General features: G+C 30.3%; 19 protein-coding genes and 5 tRNA genes. 21 read left to right on the top strand and 3 right to left on the bottom strand.

Translation table 11 applies throughout. The annotated features are described in order from the left end of the window. Nucleotides 1-14: 14 nt before the first annotated feature. The 3 genes from AB8B23_RS10705 to AB8B23_RS10695 all read right to left on the bottom strand — a co-directional run bounded on the left by AB8B23_RS10705 (nt 15) and on the right by AB8B23_RS10695 (nt 2,154). On the bottom strand, nt 15-827 hold the full coding sequence (locus AB8B23_RS10705; protein ID WP_369712730.1) for an HAD family hydrolase: 813 nt from the start codon (nt 825-827) through the stop codon (nt 15-17). 117 nt (nt 828-944) lie between these two features. Next, nucleotides 945-1,307 carry a response regulator gene (locus AB8B23_RS10700; RefSeq protein WP_021744196.1) on the bottom strand — a complete coding sequence of 121 codons (363 nt, stop codon included), beginning with the start codon at nt 1,305-1,307 and terminating at the stop codon, nt 945-947. 40 nt (nt 1,308-1,347) lie between these two features. Continuing rightward, entirely contained in the window at nt 1,348-2,154 is an 807-nt protein-coding gene (locus tag AB8B23_RS10695) for an HAD family hydrolase (RefSeq protein WP_369712729.1), read from the bottom strand. A 135-nt stretch (nt 2,155-2,289) separates the two neighbouring features. On the opposite strand from AB8B23_RS10695, the gene AB8B23_RS10690 reads away from it, so the two are divergent. From AB8B23_RS10690 to AB8B23_RS10590, 21 genes are all read left to right on the top strand, one after another. After that, complete coding sequence (locus tag AB8B23_RS10690) at nt 2,290-2,766, top strand: thioredoxin family protein (protein ID WP_369712727.1); 477 nt, start codon at nt 2,290-2,292, stop codon at nt 2,764-2,766. A 377-nt stretch (nt 2,767-3,143) separates the two neighbouring features. Beyond that, a complete protein-coding gene (gene glmS, locus AB8B23_RS10685; RefSeq protein ID WP_369712726.1) occupies nt 3,144-4,973 on the top strand; it encodes a glutamine--fructose-6-phosphate transaminase (isomerizing) in 1,830 nt (609 codons plus the stop codon). A gap of 49 nt (nt 4,974-5,022) precedes the next feature. Further along, nucleotides 5,023-5,334, top strand: a complete 312-nt coding sequence (locus tag AB8B23_RS10680) for a hypothetical protein (RefSeq protein WP_369712724.1) — start codon at nt 5,023-5,025, stop codon at nt 5,332-5,334. Nucleotides 5,335-5,705: 371 nt separating this feature from the next. Continuing rightward, nucleotides 5,706-6,470, top strand: coding sequence for a site-2 protease family protein (locus tag AB8B23_RS10675; protein WP_021744190.1), 765 nt, complete (start codon nt 5,706-5,708; stop codon nt 6,468-6,470). Between the two features lie 131 nt (nt 6,471-6,601). Beyond that, the gene (locus tag AB8B23_RS10670) at nt 6,602-7,483 is read left to right on the top strand and encodes a hypothetical protein (RefSeq protein WP_369712722.1); all 882 of its coding nucleotides are present in this window, start codon (nt 6,602-6,604) and stop codon (nt 7,481-7,483) included. 15 nt (nt 7,484-7,498) lie between these two features. Then, nucleotides 7,499-8,656: a hypothetical protein gene (locus AB8B23_RS10665; RefSeq protein WP_021744188.1), complete on the top strand. Its 1,158-nt coding sequence runs from the start codon at nt 7,499-7,501 to the stop codon at nt 8,654-8,656. A 132-nt stretch (nt 8,657-8,788) separates the two neighbouring features. Next, the gene (locus AB8B23_RS10660) at nt 8,789-9,268 is read left to right on the top strand and encodes a hypothetical protein (protein ID WP_369712720.1); all 480 of its coding nucleotides are present in this window, start codon (nt 8,789-8,791) and stop codon (nt 9,266-9,268) included. A gap of 110 nt (nt 9,269-9,378) precedes the next feature. Next, the gene (locus AB8B23_RS10655) at nt 9,379-9,969 is read left to right on the top strand and encodes an IMPACT family protein (RefSeq protein ID WP_369712719.1); all 591 of its coding nucleotides are present in this window, start codon (nt 9,379-9,381) and stop codon (nt 9,967-9,969) included. 118 nt (nt 9,970-10,087) lie between these two features. Beyond that, a tRNA-Glu gene (locus AB8B23_RS10650) sits at nt 10,088-10,162 on the top strand. Between the two features lie 44 nt (nt 10,163-10,206). Beyond that, a tRNA-Val gene (locus AB8B23_RS10645) sits at nt 10,207-10,282 on the top strand. Between the two features lie 4 nt (nt 10,283-10,286). Next, nucleotides 10,287-10,363 (top strand) — tRNA-Asp (locus AB8B23_RS10640). A gap of 6 nt (nt 10,364-10,369) precedes the next feature. Then, a tRNA-Thr gene (locus tag AB8B23_RS10635) sits at nt 10,370-10,445 on the top strand. Between the two features lie 23 nt (nt 10,446-10,468). Continuing rightward, nucleotides 10,469-10,553: transfer RNA gene (locus tag AB8B23_RS10630), tRNA-Tyr, on the top strand. Between the two features lie 67 nt (nt 10,554-10,620). After that, nucleotides 10,621-10,980 carry a YbaB/EbfC family nucleoid-associated protein gene (locus tag AB8B23_RS10625; RefSeq protein ID WP_021743723.1) on the top strand — a complete coding sequence of 120 codons (360 nt, stop codon included), beginning with the start codon at nt 10,621-10,623 and terminating at the stop codon, nt 10,978-10,980. Between the two features lie 43 nt (nt 10,981-11,023). After that, nucleotides 11,024-11,311 (top strand): TM2 domain-containing protein, encoded by a 288-nt coding sequence (locus AB8B23_RS10620; RefSeq protein WP_021743722.1) that lies wholly within the window; start codon nt 11,024-11,026, stop codon nt 11,309-11,311. A gap of 83 nt (nt 11,312-11,394) precedes the next feature. Then, nucleotides 11,395-12,585, top strand: a complete 1,191-nt coding sequence (locus AB8B23_RS10615; RefSeq protein ID WP_021743721.1) for an MFS transporter — start codon at nt 11,395-11,397, stop codon at nt 12,583-12,585. A gap of 147 nt (nt 12,586-12,732) precedes the next feature. Continuing rightward, nucleotides 12,733-14,451 carry a phospho-sugar mutase gene (locus AB8B23_RS10610; protein ID WP_369712717.1) on the top strand — a complete coding sequence of 573 codons (1,719 nt, stop codon included), beginning with the start codon at nt 12,733-12,735 and terminating at the stop codon, nt 14,449-14,451. Between the two features lie 153 nt (nt 14,452-14,604). Beyond that, a complete protein-coding gene (gene hemW, locus AB8B23_RS10605) occupies nt 14,605-15,981 on the top strand; it encodes a radical SAM family heme chaperone HemW (protein WP_369712715.1) in 1,377 nt (458 codons plus the stop codon). Between the two features lie 56 nt (nt 15,982-16,037). Continuing rightward, the gene (locus AB8B23_RS10600) at nt 16,038-16,721 is read left to right on the top strand and encodes a YggS family pyridoxal phosphate-dependent enzyme (protein WP_369712713.1); all 684 of its coding nucleotides are present in this window, start codon (nt 16,038-16,040) and stop codon (nt 16,719-16,721) included. An 11-nt stretch (nt 16,722-16,732) separates the two neighbouring features. Then, nucleotides 16,733-16,867 (top strand): hypothetical protein, encoded by a 135-nt coding sequence (locus tag AB8B23_RS10595; RefSeq protein ID WP_369712712.1) that lies wholly within the window; start codon nt 16,733-16,735, stop codon nt 16,865-16,867. Beyond that, entirely contained in the window at nt 16,815-17,270 is a 456-nt protein-coding gene (locus tag AB8B23_RS10590) for a cell division protein SepF (RefSeq protein ID WP_369712710.1), read from the top strand. Before AB8B23_RS10595 ends, AB8B23_RS10590 begins: the two co-directional genes overlap by 53 nt. Nucleotides 17,271-17,276: the final 6 nt, after the last annotated feature.

Below are 17,276 nucleotides of genomic sequence, written 5' to 3'. Positions count from 1 at the left end.
TTCTTTCTTCAATCTTATAAATCAAATATCTCTCGAACTTTTTTGGCCATTCCATCATTTGCATTGCTTGCAATAATTTCTGTGTCTGTTAATTTTTCAAGCAATAAATAAATCGAATTTTCCATTGCAAATCCAAGCCCTGTTTGAGTTATCAAGTCATAGTCATTCAGTCCGTCCCCAAATGAAACAGCATCCTTCAATGTCAATCCATCTCTTTCCAGCAGCACTTCTGCCGCTTTGGCTTTGTTACAATCTGCAGGAAAAACCTCTAGACTTCCTTCATTTGCAAATAAAAGACTTATATTTTCCTCACCAATTACTCTTTTTATTTCATTTTCCAGTTCCAGTAATTCATCATGATCTTCTCCAAGGAAAAAGATTTTTGTAAAGTCTTGTTTTTTAAATTCTTCAGAAGTAATCTGCTGAGGGTATCTAGTTCTGTCAGGCTTCTTGTTATAAAAATATTCCCTCAAATTTTCTGTAACAAACCAGTTTGGTCCGGCATATCCAGTTATAATAATATCTTTCCCAAATGACTTATAATCAATATTCAGAACTTTATCCAAATATTCTCTTTTAAGTTTATTTGAAAAAATCTCATTTCCGTTTTCATCAAAAGCAACAGATCCATGTGAAGTAATCAAAGGGACTTGTACATCAAGCTCGTCCATAGCCTCCTTTGCTCCTAAATAATTTCTTCCAGTTGCAATATAAAACTTAATTCCTTTTTTTAACAGCAGTTTTACTGTTTTCCTAGTAAATTCACTTACTTTATGCTCTCCATTTAAAAGTGTTCCGTCCAAATCAGTTACAACAGCCTTAAACATTTGATTTTTTCTCCTTTTCTAAGTTTACATATTTTATTTTACTAAACCATTTTCTATAAATACTAAAACAAATAAAAAATTATTATATTTAAAAATTTATAAAGACAAAAAAACAAACTATAAAAATAATTTTGAAAATTCATTCATAAATTCATCTTCATCAAAAGGCTTTGATAAAAATGCCTTTGCTCCAGCTTCTTTTCCCATTTTCATATAATTTGGGAACATAACCATTGTGCTACAAATCATAATTTTGGCATCCTTGTCAAAATCCGTGATGACTTGTGTGGCTTTTAATCCATGCATTCTTGGCATGTTTATATCCATTGTTACGATTGCAGGATTTACTTTTTTATACATTTCCACAGCTTCCAGTCCATCACCTGCTTCAAATACCTTGTATCCTTGTTCCTCTAAAATATCTTTTATATCTTCCCTAATATAAGATGTATCATCTACAACTAATGCTACTTTGTTCATTATTTACCTTCCCTCTCTTATTTATTCATAAAATACTTTTTTAAAGATTAAAAATTTCCCTTACTTTCTTAGCCATTCCATCATTTGTATTACTTTCGATAACTTCTGTATCTGTCAATTTCTCAAGCAATAAATAAATCGAATTTTTCATTGCAAACCCTAATCCAGTTTGAGTTATTAAATCATAGTCATTAAATCCATCTCCAAATGAAACAGCCTCTTGTAATGTCAGTCCATCTCTTTTTAATAAAAATTCTGCTGCAACAGCTTTATCACAGTCTTTGGAAAAAATTTCCAGACTTTTTTCATTTACAAATACTATATTGACTCCTCCGTTTGTTATCTTCCGGACTTCCTTTTCTATTTCCAGCAGTTTTTCGTGCTTGCCTAAAAAAAATATTTTTGTAAAGGCAAGTTTTTCAAAGTTCTCCCATTCAATCTGCTCCGGATATTGCTTTCTATTTGGCTTTTGAGCATAAAAATAGTCCCTGGCATCTTCTGTTACGTACCAATGATTGCCTGAGAATCCATTTAAAATTATTCCCTTGTCAAATGATTTATAGTCAATTGAAAAAATTTTATCCACGTATTTTTGCTCAATATTGTTGATGTAAATTTCTAAACCATTTTCATCTATGATTCTAGCGCCATTTGATGTAATTAGTGGTATTTTAAAGCCAATTTCATCCATTATCTCTTTTGCACCAGTGTACCCACGTCCAGTTGCAATATAAAATTTTATTCCTTTTTTTAGTAATAATTCAATTGTTTCTTTCGTAAATGAACTAACTTTATGCTCTTCATTTAAAAGTGTTCCATCTAAATCACTTACAACAGCTTTATACATAATAAAATTTCCTCCTATATTGATTTTAACACATTCCACCAAAAATTTGAATTAAAATTTTAAAAACTTGCAAAAATTCATACAATAATGATACAATACTAAAAGGAATAAAAATAAATTTGTGAGGTGAAAAATATGGGAACATTTGAAGATTATTTAAAATTTGAAGTAACTGAGGCAGAAGAAGATAAAAAGCAATTAAGAATTATAGAAAAAATTTCTTTATCTGAAGAAACTGAAAAAGCTATCAAAAATATAGACAAAGATATTATAATTATTGCAGTAGCACAGGTTTACTGCCCAGATTGCCGTGCAACTGTCCCTTTCCTAAAAAAATTCAGTGACTTGAACAATAAAATAAAAATTGACTATCGTTCAAGGGAAACTGCCAAAGAATTTTTTCCAGATACAGATGAAAGAATTAAAATACCTACATTGATTTCGTATGTTGATGGAAAATACAATACTTTTTGGAATGAATTTCCAGCTGTGGTAAAAAAGGAAATGGAAGAAAATCCAGAAAGCTTTGAGGATATTAAATACAACTTCCGAATTGGAAAGTTTAATGCACAAATTGAAAAAGAATTAGTTGACTACTTAACTTCTTTATAAAGAAAAAAAGCAGGGAATAAGAAGATTTACATGCTCTTTCCTTGCTTCTTATACATTCAATTATTGTACTTAAATTAAACAATATACTGTATACAGCCCAATCAAAAATAAGTTTCACATATTGAAAAAATATAAAAAATTTGATATAATCATTTGAACTAGAAAATAAAAGTTGAAAAGCGCCAGTCCTTTTGGGATAATTAATTAGGAAAAATATTGCTTTAAAAGGAGACGAGGGAAAAGAGTTATCGAATTATCGGCGGATGCTCTTTAGGTGGTTACAACCTTAATGATACACAAAAATTCTGAGTAATTGGAGTTACAAAGGTATTATAGTAGCATTTTCTAGTAATTTTATATTATTGAAGGAGAAAATTATGTGTGGAATTGTAGGTTACATTGGAGCTAAAAATGCTCAGGAATTTGTTATTGACGGGTTAGAAAAGTTGGAGTACAGAGGATATGATTCAGCTGGAATTGCTGTTAATACTGGAAATGAGAAATTTGAGATTGTAAAAAAAGTGGGAAGATTGCAGAATCTAGCTGATGAACTAGAAAAACATCCGCTTTTAGGGACAGTTGCGATAGGGCATACAAGATGGGCAACACATGGTAAGCCATCTGATGAAAATTCACATCCTCATTTTAACAAGGATAAAACATTAGTTGTTGTTCATAACGGAATTATTGAAAATTATCTGGAACTAAAAAAAGATTTAGTTGCAAAAGGGTATGAGTTTAAATCAGAAACTGATACAGAAGTTGTGGCACATTTGCTAGATGAACTTTATACAGGAGACTTGCTTGAAACAGTAAAGAAATTGTTAAAAGTTATAAAAGGTGCGTATGCACTTGGAATTATGTCTGTAAACGAGCCTGACAGAATTATTGCGGCAAGAAAGGAAAGTCCACTTATTGTAGGGCTTGGAGATGGAGAAAACTTTATTGCGTCAGATATTCCTGCAATTTTGAAATATACTAGAGATGTATACTTGATTGAAAATAATGAAATTGTGGAAATAAAAAAAGACTCTGTAAAAATTATGGATGTAGACGGGAATGAGATAAAAAGAGACATAACTCATATTGAGTGGGATTTGGAAGCTGCTTCTAAAGGTGGATATGAGTATTTTATGGAAAAAGAAATTTTTGAACAGCCAGAAGTGCTTATAAAAACTTTGAACAGCAGAGTTGACGAAAATTATAACATTAATTTTGATGATGCAGGGCTTACAAAGGAATATTTGGAAGGAATTAATGATATTTATATTGTAGCTTGTGGAACCGCTTACCATGCTGGGCTTGTTGGAAAGTATATTATTGAGAAAAAAACAAGAATCCGTGTGGATGTCGACATTGCATCAGAATTTAGATATAGAAATCCTGTAATTAATGATAACGCTTTAGTTATTGTGTTAAGCCAGTCTGGAGAAACTTTAGATACGCTTGAAGCTATGAAAGAGGCAAAAAGACATGGAGCAAGAGTTGTTGCAATTACAAACGTAGTTGGTTCTTCGATAGCAAGGGAAGCAGATCATGTTATTTACACTTGGGCAGGGCCTGAAATTGCTGTTGCCTCTACAAAGGCGTATACAACTCAGATGGTTATTTTATACTTGATGGCAATAGACTTTGCATATAAATTTGGAAAAATTACAAAAGATGAAGCTACTGAGAACATTAAGAAATTATATGAAGTGGAACAAAGCATTCAGAAAATGCTGGAATATAATGAAAAAATAAAAGATGTTGCAGATAAGATTAAAGATAATGAAAGCATGTTCTATCTTGGACGTGGGCTTGACTATGTAATTGCTGTAGAAGGTGCATTAAAATCTAAAGAAATTTCATATATTCATTCAGAAGCTTTTGCCTCTGGAGAATTAAAACACGGAACTATAGCACTAATTACAGATGGAGTGCCAGTTGTTGTAAATGTTACACAGTCGGACTTGTTTGAAAAATCAGTATCAAATATAAAAGAAGTTACCTCAAGAGGAGCTTATGTTATTGCGATTGCGAAAGAAGGAAATACAGTTGTAGAAGAAGTGGCTGATGAAGTGTTCTATATTCCAAATGTAGAAGATGACTATGCGGGATTTCCTACAATCGTAATTCATCAGTTATTGGCATATTATTTATCAAAATTAAAAGGAAATGATGTTGATAAACCAAGAAACTTGGCAAAATCAGTAACTGTGGAATAGGATAATTAGTTAATAATTATAAATAATAATAAAAATGGAGGAAAGAATTATGAATTTTGATGATTTGAAAAAAGGAGCAGAAGATGCTCTTAAAAAAACAGTAGATGGAGCAAAGGACTTAGCTGATAAAGCCGCTGATAAAACAAAAGAATTTGCAGAAAGTGAAGTTGCTCAAAATATTAAAAAAGGAACTGAAGATGTTCTAGACAAAACAGTAGAAGGAGCAAAAGATTTAGCAGAAAAAGCTGCAAATAACAAAATTGTTCAAGATGTTAAAAAAGGAGCAGAAGAAGCATTAGACAAGACAGTAGAAGGAGCTAAGGGATTAGCAGATAAAGTTACTGGAATGTTCAAAAAATAGTAAAAACAAAAATGTAATAAAAAAGGTTAGTTGGAGTATCAATTTTGGTACTCCATATATTTTTTATTTATTTTTTTTAAAATTCTTTGTTATTTTTTATGAAATTTGGTATAATTAGCTTAAATAAAAATAAACTTGGGTTATGAATTTGAAAAAAGTCAGGAGAATTGAGAATAAGAAGTATTTATCAGTTGATATAAAAGAGACTTTTAAATATAAATAAAAGAAAGCATGAAAAAGTCTGGAATACATAAACTAAAAATTGGTATATCGTTTTGGAAAAAAGATGCGAAAGCGGGGATTGAAGAGGAGTAAAAGAGAAATGTGGCAGGAATTGGACGAAAGGCCTGCGATTTTGGAAAGGAAGTTTTGTGAAAATAGTAAAAAATTATTATGACAGGTTTAAGGTTTTAAATCCCCAATATTCAGAAATAAAACTGGGGATTATTGCTGCTATTATTATTTATTTTATTGCAAGGATTTTTTTTGTGGTAGAAATTTCAAGGGATATGATAATTTCACTTTTGGTATTTGTAATATCAATGACTCTTCACGAAGTGGCGCACGGATATGTGGCATATAAATTTGGTGATGATACTGCCAAAAGAGAAGGAAGAATTACCCTAAATCCTCTTAAACATATTGATTTGACAGGAATAATTCTACCAGTTCTTATACTTTTGAGCGGATTCAAATTTTTGGTAGGATGGGCAAAGCCTGTTCCAGTTAATTTTTATAATTTAAGACCGCATCGGCTAGGACTATTCTGTGTTGCAGTTGCTGGAATAGTAGTAAACTTTATTCTTGCAGGAATTTCACTTGTATTTTTAAAACTAGGTAGTAAATACCTGGATATGGATAATATTTTTATGACAGTCATGATTTATGTTTATGTAATAAACCTTTTGCTTGGACTGTTCAACTTAATACCAATAACTCCGCTTGATGGAGGTAGAATAGTTTATTCTTTTTCGGGAAATAAAATTAGAGAGTTTTATAATAAAATTGAAAGATATGGAATTTTGATCATATTTGTAATTGTTTATTTGAGTGGATCTCGTTTAACACAAGGTTTCTTAGTGATTGTGGATTTTTTTTTGAAACTTGTAGGAATAGATATTAGTTTAATTTTTTGAAAAATTATAAGAAAATTCAAAAAAATATTTTAAAAATCAAAAATATAGGATATAATATAGTAATGTAATTTAGGAGATGAGTTTAAATATTAGAAAAAATGTTTTTATCAAAATTTAAGGATGTGGTAAAGATGAAAAAATTATTTTTGATTTTAGGAATATTTTTTGCAATAAATTTTGAGATGTACGGATTTACACAAAAGGAAAAAATTCAGGAAACTTTATCAAAGCTTGGTATAAAGCAGGCTTTAATTGATGAAACAATAGCTTTGGATTATGAAATTCGAGATACAGAATATTTTGAAAATGATGAAAAAATTATTCGTGAAAGAGTGGCAAAACTTGAAAAACTTCTTCAGAAGGATGAGAGAAACTATATAGCTGCTCAAGCTCTAATTACTATTTTTGAATCTAAAATAAGTGGAGATTATAAAAAATATCTTGACTTATTTGTAAAGTATACACCTTATGAATACGAAAAAACTTTTTCAAAAATGATGTACGCTCTAGATAAGGGAGATATGTCAAATTTTGAAAAATATATGGATGAAATTCCTAAAAAATATAATAATCCAGTTATAATAGCGTTGTCAAAAATTTTTGTTGCAAGAGATTTTAATGAAAAGCAGATGTTGACAGAAAAAATCCTAAAATTACTTAAAAATGAAAACGAAAGAAAAAAAGTTGGAGTTTCTGATGAGGAATATTATCTCATGAAGCTGACTTACTATCTGAATAAGATACGTAGCAACTTTGATAAGGGAGAAGTAAAACAGGCTGTTGCAGAATATTTGGATAATGTCGTAAATGATGATGTTAGTGAAGAAATACGGAATTATAATCTTCGAGCTGAAGTGATACTTTATTTCAACGTTGTAATAATGAACGAAGAAATAAAGGAAGATTTGTTAAAAATAAGCAATGGAGCGAAGCTGGAAGATACGTGGATTGCGAAAAAAATTCAGAAAGAAACTGAAAAAGACAAGGATTTTTTGTCAAAAATGGTAAATTAAGAATAGGAGGAATTTATGAAAAGATTATTTGTATCATTATCGTTGCCGTTATTTTTTACCCTTAATACTGAATTATCAGCATATACAAGAGCGGAACTGATACAGGACAGGCTTTCAAAAATTGGAATAAGACAGGATGTTATTGATGAAACAATAAAATTCCAGTATGACATCAGAGATGAGAAAAACTTCTTTAATGAAGATGGACAAGAAAATGAAAATTTTTTAAAGTTGAAGGAAATTTATGAAAAAGATGAGAGAAATGAAACATTAGGAGCAGTTCTTGTTGGAGCTTATATGGTGGGTGAAAAAAAGGATTTTAAAAAGGCGAGAGAGTATATGGATAAAATTGCTCCGTATTCAAAACCGTTTGATAAATTATCTAATGAATTTACATACTATAAGTTAAAAGGCGATGAAAAAAATGCAAAATTGTATTATAATCTTCTGAAGAAACGTTATAAAGGTTCAGTTGCAATGGAATTAATAGATATGCTGGAAAATAATTTGGATATGGTAATGTTTATTGATACATTGGGTGAATTTTTTACAGGAGAGGAAGATAAGGATACAAGTGAAGTAAATGACTTGCCTGGTGGATTTTCATACGATGATAAGAAAGGTATAATCCAGAATAAGGACGATGCAGATAATTCTCAGACTGAAGAGGAAGAAATTGACGATAGCCGAACTTATATTCAGAATGTAAAAGAAATTTTGGATAATGGAAAAGAAACTTTAGAGAGCCAAAAAGATGAAATTAACAAATATCAACGTATAATTAACTATTTTAAAATAGCAAAAAATCAGAAGGAGTTTGGTATTCCAGATGATTATATAAGAGGATTTAAGCTAAAAATTGCAGAAGTAAAAATTGCAAAAAATATGATGAACTATGGGATAGAAAATGCTGTAAAATATTATCTTGATAATGTTTCAACAAAAGATGTGAGCTATGAGGACGTTTATTTTAACGAACAGTCAGAGTTGGCATTGTATCTTGCAGTTGCCCAAATGCTTTCCGTTGCTGATGATAACGTAATAGCAAAATATCGGAAAGACTTTGAAAACACAAGAGTAATTAAGCTGCTGGATGAAGTTTTAGAAAATGAGAGAAAAAAGGAAAAAGAGAAGGCTGGGAAGACTCAAAATAAAAATCATATAAAAAGCTAATTACTGCTGTATAAGAGTCAGAATTAAAACTAAAATATTAAGCGAAATAAAAGGATATTCAATAGTGTAATTTAGAATTCGGAATTATTATAAAATAGTAAAATGTTAAAATAAAAAGGAGAATTGGTAAAAATGAAAAAAAGTAAAAAATTAATTGGAATAGCATTACTTTTGATGAGTATGAGCTATATTGGAAATGCAAGGACAATGAATGGAGCTGGGAAAAATCAAAATGTTAAAAAAACGGCTGCTGTAAAAAATAATACAAAAGAATTAAACAGTCAGGAATATGCACAAGTTTTGAGTAATTTTCGGAAAACGGCTGAAAGATATTGGAAAACGGGAGACAAAATCAGCCTTGTTGATGATTATGTAAATGATATTGAAAATGCAAAAGTTTCCGAAAAAGCATTGGAAGATAATAAAAAAGCTGATACGGAAGTATTTGGCATGGTTGAAGTGGCAATATTTATGAAAAGTATGTATTCTGATGGAGTAGAAGCTAAAAATCTGACAGATGCCGATTATAAGAGAATACAAAAGAAATTCGCAAGTACAAATAAATTTAAGCAGTTGGAAGGATATGTGCAGATACAGCCAGTAACTCAATAAGAAATTATAGAAACTCAGATGAACTTAATTGCAAAAATAGGTTGTCTGAGTTTTATTTTTATGATAACATAATAATATCTTTAAATTTATAGAACGAAAGGAGGAGAAGCTTGAAAACAGTAAAAAAAGAAACAATAATTGAATTTGAAGAAAAAAAATCAAAATTTATTGGCTACATTAAGCCAGTTTCGACAGTAGCTGAAGCTGAAAAGTTTATTGATTCAATAAAAAAAATGCATCCAAATGCAACTCACAATGTCCCACTTTACAGAGTAATGGAAAATGGACAGGAATATTTTAAGTACAATGATGATGGAGAACCAAGCAATACAGCGGGAAAACCAATGGCGGAAATACTTAACATTTTAGACGTGTATAATGTGGCAATAGTTGCAACAAGATATTTTGGAGGAATAAAGCTGGGGGCAGGCGGACTTATAAGAAATTATGCAAAAACTGCGAAATTAGCTGTCACTGAGGCAGAAATTACAGAATATGTGGAAAAATCCATTTTCATTTTAGATTATGACTATGAATATACTTCAGAAATGGAGGTATTTTTAAATGGAAATAGTCAAAATTTCGGAATAGAAATATTGGAAAAAAATTATTCAAATAGGGTAACAATGAAAATATCAGCAAATGATGAAATTGAAAAGGAATTAAATAGCTTACAGAAAATCATTGTAATAAAAGTGTAAAAAATAGCTAATTTTGAAAGAAAATAATTTTTTTTGAAAAAGTTGTTGACAAATAAAATCAAATATGATATTATATTTCTTGTCTGTTAGTAGTAATAACAAATAAGGGAATGGATGTGCGGCCTTCGTCTAGTGGTTAGGACCTCGGGTTTTCATCCCGGTAACAGGGGTTCGATCCCCCTAGGCCGTACCAAATATAAAATTAAATAATTAAAATATTAAATGGTGAATATTTATGGTCGCATAGCTCAGCTGGGAGAGCACCTGCCTTACAAGCAGGGGGTCATTGGTTCGATCCCAATTGTGACCACCATTATGGAGGTGTAGCTCAGTTGGTTAGAGTGCTTGCCTGTCACGCAAGATGTCGCGAGTTCGAGTCTCGTCACTTCCGCCATTTAATGCCGCTTTAGCTCATCTGGTAGAGCAACTGACTTGTAATCAGTAGGTGGTTGGTTCGAGTCCGACAAGCGGCACCACTATTTAAAATTTAGAATGTTGTGGAGAGGTTCCCGAGTGGCCAAAGGGATCAGACTGTAAATCTGCCGGCTCAGCCTTCGAAGGTTCGAATCCTTCTCTCTCCACCATTTTTTTTTATAAAAATAAAAATTGTTATAAATATTAAATTATAATTCGTAGGAGGAATTATCAACTATGGTTAGAAAAATAAAAGGAGCAGGAAATAAATCTGGTGGAAATCAACAGGATATAATCAAACAAGCTCAAGTAATGCAACAAGAAATGTTAAAAATTCAAGAAGGATTAAAAGATAAATTTGTAGAAACATCTGTTGCTGGTGGAGGAATTACTGTAAAAGCAAATGGACAGAAAAAAATTGTAGATTTATCAATTTCATTAGATGTGTTAAAAGATGCAATTGAAGAAAATGACGCAACTATTGTTTCAGATTTAATTATAAATGCAGTAAACGAAATCTTGGATAAAGCTGAAGAAATGGCTGAAAAAGAAATGGAAGTAGTTACTGGTGGAGTAAGTATTCCAGGATTATTCTAGTAAAAAATTATAACATATAAATAAATTTAAAGGAGGATACGTTATGTCAGAAACTAATTTACCTGAAAATGCAGCAAATGGAAATCCTAAATACAATAAAGCAATTTATTGCTTATTAGCTTGGTTTTTAGGATGTTTTGGAATTCATGCATTTTATGCAGGAAGAAAACAAGAAGGAATATATTTTTTAATAGCAGGAATAATAGGAATGTTAACAGCTTTTCTTTTTATCGGTGGTATAATTCTTTTAGTTGAATTTGTAATATGTGTTATTCAAATAGTAAAAGCTATACAAAAACCAGCTGATGAATTTGGAAGAATATCAGACTAGTAAGTTTTAAAAATATTTAAAAATAGAAAATCAATAAATAATTTTTATTGATTTTTTTTTTGGAAAATTTAAGGGAGAAATAAATGAAAAAAAATGAGAAATTTGAAAAGAAGAAAAATATTAATAAGATGATAATATTAATGTTTTTATGTATTATTGTTTATAATTTAGGGCATCCTGCTACACCTGCACTAATTGAAGTGAGAGGGTGGAAAAAGAGTATTTCGGGGGAACTTCTGGCATTTATGAGTACAGCGATGTTTATTTCTTCGCCTTATTTGGGGGCCTTAGCGGATAGAGTTGGGATGAAGAGGATATTTGTCTTTATGCCAATTTGTTATGGGATGTCACAGCTTATTTTTGGGTTTGGGACAAATGTACCGTTTATATTTTTGGCACGTATGATTTCGGGATTTGCATCTGGAGGAACATATGCTGTGGCATTTGGATATGTGAGTCAGCTTTCTGAAAAAGGCGAGAAAGCAAAAAATATTGCAAAAGTAAGTTCTGCAACTGTAATTGGTGGAGCAATTGGGCAGAAAATAGGAGGATATGCTGCAACTGCTACGAATGATCCGAGAACATCCTTTGCACTACAATTTATCGGTGGAAGCATTGTTTCGATAATTATTTTACTGATAATGAAGGAAATTGTGAAAAAGAATGATGATTTGGAAGAAAGAAGTAAAAAGGACTTAAATCCATTTGCAACCTTTAGATATATTAAGGAGTTAGACGGGTATTCCAAGTTCTTCTGTCTTATAATTTTACTTTCAGGAATAGGAATTTATTCTTATGGAAGCGCTTTAAACTATTTTTTGAAATTTTATGAAAAAGTTTCTTCTGATACGATTGGAACTTTTGTTATGTGTTCGTCATTACTTGCTTTTTTTGGAACTGCATTTTTGCTGGGAAAACTACTGAAAAAATTTAAGGAAAAAAGTATCTATAAATTTTTGATTTTTGTTGGAATAATATTGATGGCAGTGATTTTATTTAGAGTTAAATTAGGTGTAACTCCATATCTTTTGATGGCTGTTTATACGATGACTTATGAAATTGTACGTTCTCTTGGAAATACTATTATTGCTCAGAGATATAAAGAAAATCAAGGGAAAATATTGGGAGTTGCTTCTGCAGTAGGTTCTCTTGGAACTGCAATTGGTTCACTTCTTTCAGGGCATTTATTAAATTTTAATCCTTTTTTACCGTTTGTTGTGAATATCATTGTGATGTTTTTTGTGCTGGTTTTAATTTTAGTAAAAAAATTGTAATTTTTTTGATTTTGATATTTGTTAAATTAAATAAATGTGGTAAAATTAATATAGAATAGAAAAATTTTTGGAGATATTTAGTTTAAAATAAACTACAAAAATAATAGAAGTTAAAATTGTTTAAATAAAATTTTTAGGAGGCATACCATGGAATATATGAAAAAATATGAATACTGGTTAAATTCAGAAGCTGTTGATGAAAAAGACAAGGAAGAATTAAGAAGTTTAGCTGGAAATGAAAAGGAAATCGAAGACAGATTTTTTAAAGATTTGAGCTTTGGAACTGGTGGAATTAGAGGTGTTCGTGGGATTGGAACTAACAGAATTAATAAATATGTAATTAGAAAAGCAACTCAAGGGCTTGCAAATTATATGCTGAAATTCGATGAAAAATTGGCAAAAGAAAAAGGAATTATAATTGCTCACGACTGTAGAATTGGTTCAAGGGAATATGCATTGAATACTGCAAGAGTTATGGCTGCTAACGGAATTAAGGCATATATTTATGAAGACTTGCGTTCTACGCCTGAATTGTCATTTGGAGTAAGATATAAAGGTACTATGGCTGGGATTGTCGTAACTGCGTCACATAACCCTGTGGAATATAACGGATACAAGGTTTACTGGGATGATGGAGCTCAAGTTGTAGATCCTCATGCACCTGCGATTGTTGCTGAAGTTAATAAAATTCAGACTCTTGAAGAAATTAAAGTAATTTCTGAAGCAGAAGGAAGAGAAAAAGGATTAATTATTCAATTGGATGGAAAAATTGATGATGATTATTTAGATGCAATAAAAACACAAACTTTAAAAACAAATATTCCGGGAAAAGAAAACTTTAAAATAGTTTACACTCCACTTCATGGAACTGGTGGACGTCCAATGAAACGTATTTTATCTGATTTTGGGTATAATTTTGAAGTTGTGAAGGAACAAATTGAGCCAGACGGGAACTTTCCAACTGTAACTTATGCAAATCCTGAAGAAAAAGCGGCATTTAAGCTTGGAGTAAAATTAGCTGATGAAATTGGGGCAAAAATAGTTATGGCAAATGATCCCGATGCAGATAGAATTGGTATTGCTGTAAAAGATGATAAAAATGAATGGTATTATCCAAATGGAAACCAAGTTGGATTATTGTTACTGCAATATCTTCTAAATAATAAGAAAGACATTCCTGCAAATGCAAAAGTTATAACAACAGTTGTTTCTACACCGATGATTGATGTAGTTGCACCTTCAAAAAATGTTGGAGTTATGAAAACATTGACAGGATTTAAATATATTGGAGAAAAAATTAGACAATTTGAAAATAAGGAATTGGATGGAACATATTTATTTGGATTTGAGGAAAGTTACGGATATTTGATCGGAACACATGCAAGAGATAAGGATGCACTAGTAACTTCAATGGTAATCGCTGAAATGGCTGCTTACTATGATTCAATCGGAAGTTCAATTTACGAAGAATTACAAAAATTATATAAAGAATTTGGATATTATCTAGAAGGAATAAAATCTGTAACCCTTAAAGGAAAAGATGGAATTGAACAAATGGCTGCTCTTATGACTAATTTGAGAGAAAACGTAAAAGACGAACTGATTGGTAAAAAGATTAAAATTAAACGTGATTTCTTTTCACACAAAGAATACAACTTGGAAACAGGAGCAGAAACTGAAATAAAATTACCAAAAGAAAACGTTTTACAATTTGTTCTGGAAGACGATACTTACATTACAGCCCGTCCATCTGGAACAGAGCCAAAAATCAAATTCTATTTTAGTGTAAATGCAGATTCAAATGAAAATGTAAAAGCAAAACTTGATAAAACAATGGAAGAATTTTCAAAATTTTTAGGATTATAATTTTTTAAAGAGATCAGAAGATTACTTAAACTAAATGTTTAATTTTTTGACAAAAGTTTAGTTTTTCTGATCTTTTTTATTAGAAAGCTATAGATATTTTGTAATAAAAAAAATAATAAAATTTTTAGAGAGAATTTGTGGAAAGAATAAAGTATGGAAAAAATAAAAGAGAAAAATATTGATGCGATATATATTCATATCCCATTTTGTGACAAAAAATGCGGATATTGTGATTTTTGTACGTATATTAATATGGAGAAAGAATATAGAAAATATGTAGATTATTTGATTAGGGAAATGAGAATGTATCCCAAATATAAGTATGATACGATTTATTTTGGTGGAGGAACGCCGTCATTACTGCCAGTTGAGATGATAAGAGAAATAATGGATGAACTGGAGTGGAGTGAAAATGCCGAAATTACTTTGGAATTAAATCCAACGGATATGACTTTGGAAAAATTGAAGGAAATTCGGGAAATTGGGATAAATAGGCTGAGTATTGGGATACAGAGCTTTCAGAATCACGTTTTGAAATTTATTGGAAGACAGCATAGTTCAGAAGATGCGATAAATGTCTATAAAATGGCTAGAGAAGCTGGATTTGAGAATATAACTGTGGATTTGATGTTTGGAATTCCTAATCAAAGTATTGAGGATTTGCAGAAGGATTTGAATATTTTGAAAGAATTAAAGCCTGAAAATGTGTCAATTTACTCGCTTATCTGGGAGGAAGGGACTGTTTTCTGGAGTAAATTGCAAAAGGGGATTCTGTCGGAAATTGATCAGGATGTAGAAGCTCAGATGTATGAGATGATTATTGAGTTTTTTAATGAAAATAGGTATTGTCATTACGAAATATCAAATTTTGCACGGATTGATGGGAATTTTGAGCAAAATAAAAATATCAGTGAAAATTGTGATTCAGAAAATAAAATAGGTTTTCAAAATTTTTCAGAAATTAAGAATAATGAAGAAATATTGAAAAATTTGGAAGATTTTGAAATAATTAAGAAAAAACAGAAAAATAGTGGAAGACACAATTTGAAATATTGGAGAAATGTAAAGTTTGTTGGTGTAGGAATGAGTGCTGCTAGCTATTACAGTGGAAATAGGCATAGTAATGTAAGAACATTTAAGAAATATTATGATTTGATTGATAGTGGAAATTTGCCAATTGATGAAAATACAATTGAAATTGTAGATGAAATCGAAAGTGAAAAATTGAAGAAAATGCTGGGGCTAAGATTAATTCAAGAGGGAATTGAATATTCTGAGGATGAGAAAGTTGAAAAACTTATAAAAAATGGACTACTTGAAAAATTTGTTGTGAGAAAAGTTGAATTTTTAGATAAAAATACCAGAAAAACTGAAAAAAATATCGTAACAAAAGAAAAAGAAATAAAAAATAAAGTTAAAAATAATGAAGATTTAGATGGAAATATTGTAAAAAATGCTTATGAAATAAGGCTTAGATTAACAAAAAGAGGAATGTTACTCGCAAATGATGTATTTGTTGAATTTATTTGAAAAAAAGGTTATAATAGTGTTATTGTAAAATATGTAGCAAGTCAAAAGGAGCAGGAATGGAACTTGATAATATAAAAATTCAGCAAAATTATAATAAAATTTTTGAAGATATAAAAAAATATTCACCGTATCCTGAAAAAGTAAAAATTTTGTTTGTTAGTAAATATTTTGATGTGGAAAAGCATAAGGCTATAATTGATATGGGTTATGATTATTTTGGTGAAAATCGGGCTCAGCTTTATCGAGATAAGCTAAATGAATTTTCAGATGAAAAATATAAAAATATCAAATGGGATTTTATTGGAAGGTTGCAAAAAAATAAAATAAAGTATATAATTAATAGTGTGAATTTAATACATTCGATTGATTCTTATGAACTTTTAGAAGAAATAAATAAAAAAGCTATTGAGAATAATAGAGTTATAAACGGATTAATTCAAATCAATGTTTCAAAGGAAGAATCCAAAACAGGAATTTATATTGAAGACTTTAAAAAAGATAGTGAAAAATATTTTTCTATGAGTAACGTAAAAATAGAAGGTTTTATGACAATGGCTCCATATGAAGCTTCACAGCAGGAAATAAACAGTTATTTTTTAAAGATGAGAGAGCTAAAGGAAGAGTATCAAAAAAAATATAATTACATTACCGAGCTTTCTATGGGAATGTCGAATGATTATATTGAAGCATTAAAAAATGGTGCGACAATAATTAGGATAGGAAGTAAATTATTTGAATAGGAGGTTATGCTTTGGGACTTAAAAGAAAATTAATGGAGTTTTTTGGTGATGATATTGAAGATGATGAAGATGAGTTATCTGAAGAATTGTCAAATGATGAAAAAAGAAGTGACAGTAGAACAGCCGCAACAAAATCAGCAGTCTAAAGTTCAGCAAAAAGCAACAGTAAATCGTGTGGAACAGGAAAAACAGCCAGAAGAAAAAAAAGGAATAGGAAGTCTTTTTGGCGTAGGAAAAAAGGAGGAAATTGTAAAGATGCCATCGTCTAAAGTAAGCTATGTTTCGATTATAAGACCGAAAGTTTTTGAAGATTCAAGATTAATCGCAGATGCAATAAAAGAAAATAAAGTTGTAACATTCAGCTTGGAATTTTTAGAATATGAAGTGGGACAAAGAGTAATAGATTTTGTAAGTGGAGCGGCGTATGCAATGAACGCTCATCTATCAAAGGTTACTGACAAAGTTTTAACTTCTATTCCAGTTGGAATTGACTATGAAGATATTGATGCCTCATTGGGAGAAGAGTCAAGAGACAGCAATTTATTATAATTAAAT

Origin of the sequence: Leptotrichia sp. HSP-342, from assembly GCF_041199995.1 — a bacterium.
GTDB classification, from domain to species: Bacteria; Fusobacteriota; Fusobacteriia; order Fusobacteriales; family Leptotrichiaceae; genus Leptotrichia; species Leptotrichia mesophila.
Note: the sequence above shows the minus strand (reverse complement) of the source record. Positions and strands in the feature narration are given on the sequence as shown.

Bases quoted from the DNA above. Each gene is read 5' to 3' on its own strand.
- AB8B23_RS10705 (WP_369712730.1), bottom strand. From the start codon at position 827: ATGTTTAAGGCTGTTGTAACTGATTTGGACGGAACACTTTTAAATGGA.
- AB8B23_RS10700 (WP_021744196.1), bottom strand. From the start codon at position 1,307: ATGAACAAAGTAGCATTAGTTGTAGATGATACATCTTATATTAGGGAA.
- AB8B23_RS10695 (WP_369712729.1), bottom strand. From the start codon at position 2,154: ATGTATAAAGCTGTTGTAAGTGATTTAGATGGAACACTTTTAAATGAA.
- AB8B23_RS10690 (WP_369712727.1), top strand. From the start codon at position 2,290: ATGGGAACATTTGAAGATTATTTAAAATTTGAAGTAACTGAGGCAGAA.
- glmS (WP_369712726.1), top strand. From the start codon at position 3,144: ATGTGTGGAATTGTAGGTTACATTGGAGCTAAAAATGCTCAGGAATTT.
- AB8B23_RS10680 (WP_369712724.1), top strand. From the start codon at position 5,023: ATGAATTTTGATGATTTGAAAAAAGGAGCAGAAGATGCTCTTAAAAAA.
- AB8B23_RS10670 (WP_369712722.1), top strand. From the start codon at position 6,602: ATGAAAAAATTATTTTTGATTTTAGGAATATTTTTTGCAATAAATTTT.
- AB8B23_RS10665 (WP_021744188.1), top strand. From the start codon at position 7,499: ATGAAAAGATTATTTGTATCATTATCGTTGCCGTTATTTTTTACCCTT.
- AB8B23_RS10660 (WP_369712720.1), top strand. From the start codon at position 8,789: ATGAAAAAAAGTAAAAAATTAATTGGAATAGCATTACTTTTGATGAGT.
- AB8B23_RS10625 (WP_021743723.1), top strand. From the start codon at position 10,621: ATGGTTAGAAAAATAAAAGGAGCAGGAAATAAATCTGGTGGAAATCAA.
- AB8B23_RS10620 (WP_021743722.1), top strand. From the start codon at position 11,024: ATGTCAGAAACTAATTTACCTGAAAATGCAGCAAATGGAAATCCTAAA.
- AB8B23_RS10615 (WP_021743721.1), top strand. From the start codon at position 11,395: ATGAAAAAAAATGAGAAATTTGAAAAGAAGAAAAATATTAATAAGATG.
- AB8B23_RS10610 (WP_369712717.1), top strand. From the start codon at position 12,733: ATGGAATATATGAAAAAATATGAATACTGGTTAAATTCAGAAGCTGTT.
- hemW (WP_369712715.1), top strand. From the start codon at position 14,605: ATGGAAAAAATAAAAGAGAAAAATATTGATGCGATATATATTCATATC.
- AB8B23_RS10600 (WP_369712713.1), top strand. From the start codon at position 16,038: ATGGAACTTGATAATATAAAAATTCAGCAAAATTATAATAAAATTTTT.
- AB8B23_RS10590 (WP_369712710.1), top strand. From the start codon at position 16,815: ATGATGAAAAAAGAAGTGACAGTAGAACAGCCGCAACAAAATCAGCAG.